This window comes from Halopseudomonas sp. L-58, from assembly GCF_056859475.1.
Genome location: NZ_JBSXON010000059.1, coordinates 1 through 5,000 on the forward strand (window position 1 = coordinate 1; position 5,000 = coordinate 5,000).

3 protein-coding genes, 2 rRNA genes and 1 pseudogene (1 of these 6 running past the window's edge) are annotated in these 5,000 nt (G+C 54.5%); 1 reads left to right on the forward strand and 5 read right to left on the reverse strand.

The genetic code is table 11. The features are described from left to right. Positions 1–130 precede the first annotated feature (130 nt). Positions 131–562, reverse strand: a pseudogene (locus tag AC13EY_RS09100) (type III glutamate--ammonia ligase); the annotation flags it as partial. 151 nt (positions 563–713) lie between these two features. Here AC13EY_RS09100 and AC13EY_RS09105 point away from each other — a divergent pair. Continuing rightward, a complete protein-coding gene (locus AC13EY_RS09105; protein ID WP_335600594.1) occupies positions 714–1,739 on the forward strand; it encodes an alpha/beta fold hydrolase in 1,026 nt (341 codons plus the stop codon). Between the two features lie 55 nt (positions 1,740–1,794). Here the strand turns inward: AC13EY_RS09105 and AC13EY_RS09110 are convergent, their stop codons facing one another. The 4 genes from AC13EY_RS09110 to AC13EY_RS09125 form a co-directional block, all read right to left on the reverse strand. Then, positions 1,795–2,403, reverse strand: coding sequence for a porin family protein (locus AC13EY_RS09110; protein WP_482875851.1), 609 nt, complete (start codon positions 2,401–2,403; stop codon positions 1,795–1,797). Then, on the reverse strand, positions 2,400–3,656 hold the full coding sequence (locus tag AC13EY_RS09115) for an ISL3 family transposase (protein WP_289113707.1): 1,257 nt from the start codon (positions 3,654–3,656) through the stop codon (positions 2,400–2,402). The genes AC13EY_RS09110 and AC13EY_RS09115 overlap by 4 nt, the downstream gene beginning before the upstream one ends. A 389-nt stretch (positions 3,657–4,045) precedes the next feature. Beyond that, positions 4,046–4,161: ribosomal RNA gene (rrf, locus tag AC13EY_RS09120) — 5S ribosomal RNA — on the reverse strand. Between the two features lie 138 nt (positions 4,162–4,299). Next, a 23S ribosomal RNA gene (locus tag AC13EY_RS09125) occupies positions 4,300–5,000 on the reverse strand (it continues 2,188 nt past the right edge of the window).

Consider the following 5,000-nt stretch of genomic DNA (forward strand, 5'->3'; position numbering starts at 1 on the left):
ACGATTCCGGCATCGTGACCGGTGATTCCGGGATATCACCCAAAATCGGTCACGATAAAACGGAATGAGCGGTCACGTTAGTCCGGAACAGGCGGTCACGTTCAAACGGAATGGGCGGTCACGATGGGCCGGAATATGCACCATCCTCTGAGTCACGAAACAGGAAGAACTCGGTCTCGATACCCAGGTTAAAGGTCAGCCCCATATCAGCGGCCTTGGCTACCTGGCGTTTAAGAATATTACGTGAGCAGGCTTCGAATGGTGCGCCGTCCAGATACAGGTCACTGGCGAACCAGGCCAGTTCGCGATTCCACGGACAGATGGTGGCAGTCGCGGGATCGGGCATGGTCGCGACTTCATTGTCACTGATGTCCTGGGGAACACCGTCCAGCGCAGCGCCAGTGTAGAGCTCCGACCCTTTCATCATCCGCCCCAGATGATTGAGCGGAACAAACTTGCCCTTGATCACCCCGTGCAGATCGACGTAGCCACCCAGAGCGTACTTCACGCCCTTCTCTGCAAGGGACTCTTTCAATTGTTCACTGCTCACATGCTGACTCATGTTGATACTCCGCTGATTCTGTCCGCAACCGCTGCGGCGCTTGGTACGAATCTTTCATTCAACATACATGCCAGCATGCATATTTAATCCATAAGCAGATTCAATCAACTCCCAAACATCACCTCGATGGCACCAACCAAGAGATTGCTATATGTCGACATATCAAGCAGTTAAGAAGCAATTCAGCGCCGGAGACTGGCCTCTTCAGAGCGGCGCCATACTGCGCAATGCACATCTGACCTACCTGCAGGTCGGTCAGCTCAACGCAGCGTGCGACAACCTGATCATCCTGCCGACGTACTACGGCGGAACACACGAAGGGAATCTGCCCCTGATTGGTGCAGACGGACCACTGGATACGGAACGTTACTGCATCCTAATCCCGAACTTGCTTGGCAACGGCCAATCCAGCTCGCCGTCCAACGCGCATCACAGTCAACGCGGCGCGGATTTTCCGATGGTTAGCTTGTACGACAACGTCGCTCTGCAGCACAGACTGGTTGAGGAGCACTTTGCAGGCGCTGAAGTTGCACTGGTAGCCGGCTGGTCAATGGGCGGCATGCAGGCCCTGCAGTGGGGCTGTCTGTATCCGGACCAGGTAAAGCGCGTAGCCAGTATCTGTGCGACAGCTCGTTGCTGGCCACACAACCAGGTGTTTCTGGAAGGAGTCAAGGCAGCACTGACGTGTGACAAAGACTGGGATGGAGGGCGCTACCAATCCCCGCCCAAAGCCGGCCTGAAGGCCTTTGGTCGAGTTTACGCCGGGTGGGCCTACAGCCAGGCGTTCTTTCGTCAAGAACGATACAAAGAACTGGGCTTCGACTCGATAGAGTCGCTGCTACGGTACTGGGAAGAGGACCACGTCGAGCAGGACGCCAACGATCTGCTTGCCGTGTTGCACACCTGGCAACAGGGCGACATCAGCGCCAACCCTGTATGGAACAACGATTTCAGCGCCGCCCTGAAGGGGATTAAAGCCAGGTGCCTGATAATGCCAGGCAGCACTGATCTCTACTTCACCAGCGAGGACGCCTTGAGCGAAGCACAGCAAATACCAAACGCATTTTTTCGGCCACTTGAATCTGACTGGGGGCATTGCGCCGGAGCGCCTGGGCGCAATCCGCTAGATACGAGAAGTATTCTCGATGTGCTAAAGACACTACTGACTGAAGATTAGGGGGAAACAGGGGAGCCGATGCATCCCCTGCAATATCCTAAGGCGTGACCCAAGGTCAGAAGTTGTAGCGGATGCCTGCAGACAACAGGTCCACATCATATTCGTCGCCCACATCGCGGTAACGCTCAAACTCAGCTACCAGCGTCACATGCTCGCCAAGGTTGTAACCACCGCCAACGCCAAACGAGGTGACCCATTCAGTTTGTGAGTCGCTGATTACATCAAAACCATTCACAGACAGATCGAAGTCTGTTTCAAGGCGGTGGTAACCCAATTTCGCAAACAGGCTAAAGCTATCCAGCGGCATGGTTAATACGCCATTCAAACCATATCCTTCAGTGCCAGCATTAAAGCCCAGATTGTTGTTCCCGTCAGTCGCGCGAAACGAAACCTCCCCCAAGTCAACGTACTCGGCTTCAAATGCGAAGTATTGGTTTAGCTTCAGACCTGCACCAATTTTCCAGGCTGTGTCCTTGTTGTCCATAGAGGAGTTAAGGCCTAGCCCTGACGGAACAACATCACCAGTGCTGAGATCAGCATCAGATTGCCCGAGGCTAGCAAACAGGTAGGGCTGAGCCTCCTGCGCTTGAGAAAGGGCTGAGGCCGAGCAAAGTGCAACGACAGTTACAGCAAACAGTGTTTTTTTGGTTCTTCGACGTTTCATGTGGATTTAGCCTGATCGAGCAAGCGACCCACCGGGCTGCCAATCAAGTAAATCATGGCAATGAAGTTGGCCTCATTTCTGTATCCGCGGGCACGTGATCGGGCTGCCTGGAATAAACCGTTCATGCCCTCCAGCCGCGCATTGGTCAGCCCTGAGGTCCAACGCCTGACTACCTGGTGCGCATGCCGTCTCAAAGTCGCCAGCGCTTTCTCCATAGGCGCGAGCAGCGGCTGATCAACAAGGGCCTGGGACATCACATTGAGATAATGCGTAATGCGCCACTGGGCTGCGCGCGGCGTCGAAGCTTGACGGATCCAGCGCAGTCTTTCCTTGATGACCCAGGCGTCTGCAGTGGCGCTTTGATCGGCCACCAGCTCTTGGAGCGCGGCTAATTGACTGCCTGTCAGCTTGCCACTGTCGAGATTCTTTAGCACCGCCCAACGCAGTGCTTTGGGATGAGCCTTCTCGCGTCGTTCGTTCTTGCGAACCTCATTCAGAGCCTTGGTGAAGGTCTGTACGATATGAAACCAGTCGATCGTGACATGGGCCTGCGGGAGGTTCTCGGCAACACCGTTGAGGAACGCCTGTGACATATCACAGACAACTTCGATCACGTTATCAGGGTGACCTCCCTGTTCAGCCAGAAAGGCGCTGAATGCTTTGATAACGGCTTTACCGCGGCCTGGAGTCGCGAAGATCACGGGCTCCTCCTTGCGCTGCATATCGAGGAAGACGGTGACATAGCGCTGCCCCCGCCGAGAGGCTGTTTCATCCAGGCCAACGGCTTTGACTCTGGACAGATCCAACTGGCCCAGCATCCGGCCAACATAGTGATGCACGATACGCCACAGACGTTTGTCGGTGATGTCCAGATATCGCGATACCGCCAGTACCGGCATCTCCTTGACCAGCGTCATGGCCGCCTGTTCGAACAGCAGCGTGAAATCGCTGCCAGATCTCGCCCACGGTACTTTGACGCGTTTGACACCATGCTCTGGACATTGAGTGCGAGGCACCCGGGCATGGAGGTAGCAGTGGTGCTGAAAGAAGTTAAGGTGTCGCCAGGTCTTATCGGCGAAATCGTGTGCTGGGCAGGCTGTACCGCACTCAGGGCACGGATAGAGGGCGCCTCGCTCAGCATCGACATACAGGTCCAGGCGGTGAGGTGATACGGAGATATCCAGTTGCTGATTGGCAAGCTTCCAAGGCGCTTGCAGACCAAGCCCCAGGGTCAGAATCTGGTTGTCGTCCATACCTCACCTCCTGTTATTGTGGAGGGCTTATGGTGACCCAAGGCCAAGGATGAATTCCACACCAAGCGTCGAAGAACCGTTTTTTTGAACATCTTATTAAGTCTCCATATGACAACATGCCACCTTCTTGGCAGCGGTCCTTGCTCTCGGCATTCCTGCCAAGAGATCCCAGATCATAAGGGTTATTGATCTCAGAAAGCCATCCCCCTTACTTGCTACTGATGGAACTATATTCAGAAGACGCGATGATATAGTCCCAATTCAGGTACGTATGTATGCAGAATATCGACCTGACTCTGCCGCCCGCAGCAGCGCTGACCCAGGCGAGTTTTCCGTGCGCGCAAAGAAGAACACCCCGACCATGACTGATCGGGGTGTTCGGTATAGGTGCTTGACGATGACCTACTCTCACATGGGGAAGCCCCACACTACCATCGGCGATGCATCGTTTCACTTCTGAGTTCGGGATGGGATCAGGTGGTTCCAATGCTCTATAGTCGTCAAGCAATTTGTTGCTGCCCGCTGGGCGTGCAGCTTAAAAAGCTTGGATGTGTGACAGAAGCTAAGGTATTTGCAATCTCGCAAGTTCGCGAAGTTGTTTGTTTCTGTTTGGCTCGATAACACCAGATTGCTTGGGTGTTATATGGTCAAGCCACACGGGCAATTAGTATTGGTTAGCTCAACGCCTCACAGCGCTTACACACCCAACCTATCAACGTCGTAGTCTTCGACGGCCCTTTAGGGGAGTCAAGCTCCCGGTGAGATCTCATCTTGAGGCAAGTTTCCCGCTTAGATGCTTTCAGCGGTTATCTTTTCCGAACGTAGCTACCCGGCAATGCGTCTGGCGACACAACCGGAACACCAGGGGTTCGTCCAACCCGGTCCTCTCGTACTAAGGTCAGCCCCTCTCAAATCTCAAACGTCCACGGCAGATAGGGACCGAACTGTCTCACGACGTTCTAAACCCAGCTCGCGTACCACTTTAAATGGCGAACAGCCATACCCTTGGGACCGGCTTCAGCCCCAGGATGTGATGAGCCGACATCGAGGTGCCAAACACCGCCGTCGATATGAACTCTTGGGCGGTATCAGCCTGTTATCCCCGGAGTACCTTTTATCCGTTGAGCGATGGCCCTTCCATACAGAACCACCGGATCACTAAGACCTACTTTCGTACCTGCTCGACGTGTTGGTCTCGCAGTCAAGCGCGCTTTTGCCTTTATACTCTACGCACGATTTCCGACCGTGCTGAGCGCACCTTCGTACTCCTCCGTTACTCTTTGGGAGGAGACCGCCCCAGTCAAACTACCCACCATACACTGTCCTCGATCCGGATAACGGACC

Coding starts and splice junctions, on each gene's coding strand:
- AC13EY_RS09105 (WP_335600594.1), top strand. CDS start 714: ATGTCGACATATCAAGCAGTTAAGAAGCAATTCAGCGCCGGAGACTGG.
- AC13EY_RS09110 (WP_482875851.1), bottom strand. CDS start 2,403: ATGAAACGTCGAAGAACCAAAAAAACACTGTTTGCTGTAACTGTCGTT.
- AC13EY_RS09115 (WP_289113707.1), bottom strand. CDS start 3,656: ATGGACGACAACCAGATTCTGACCCTGGGGCTTGGTCTGCAAGCGCCT.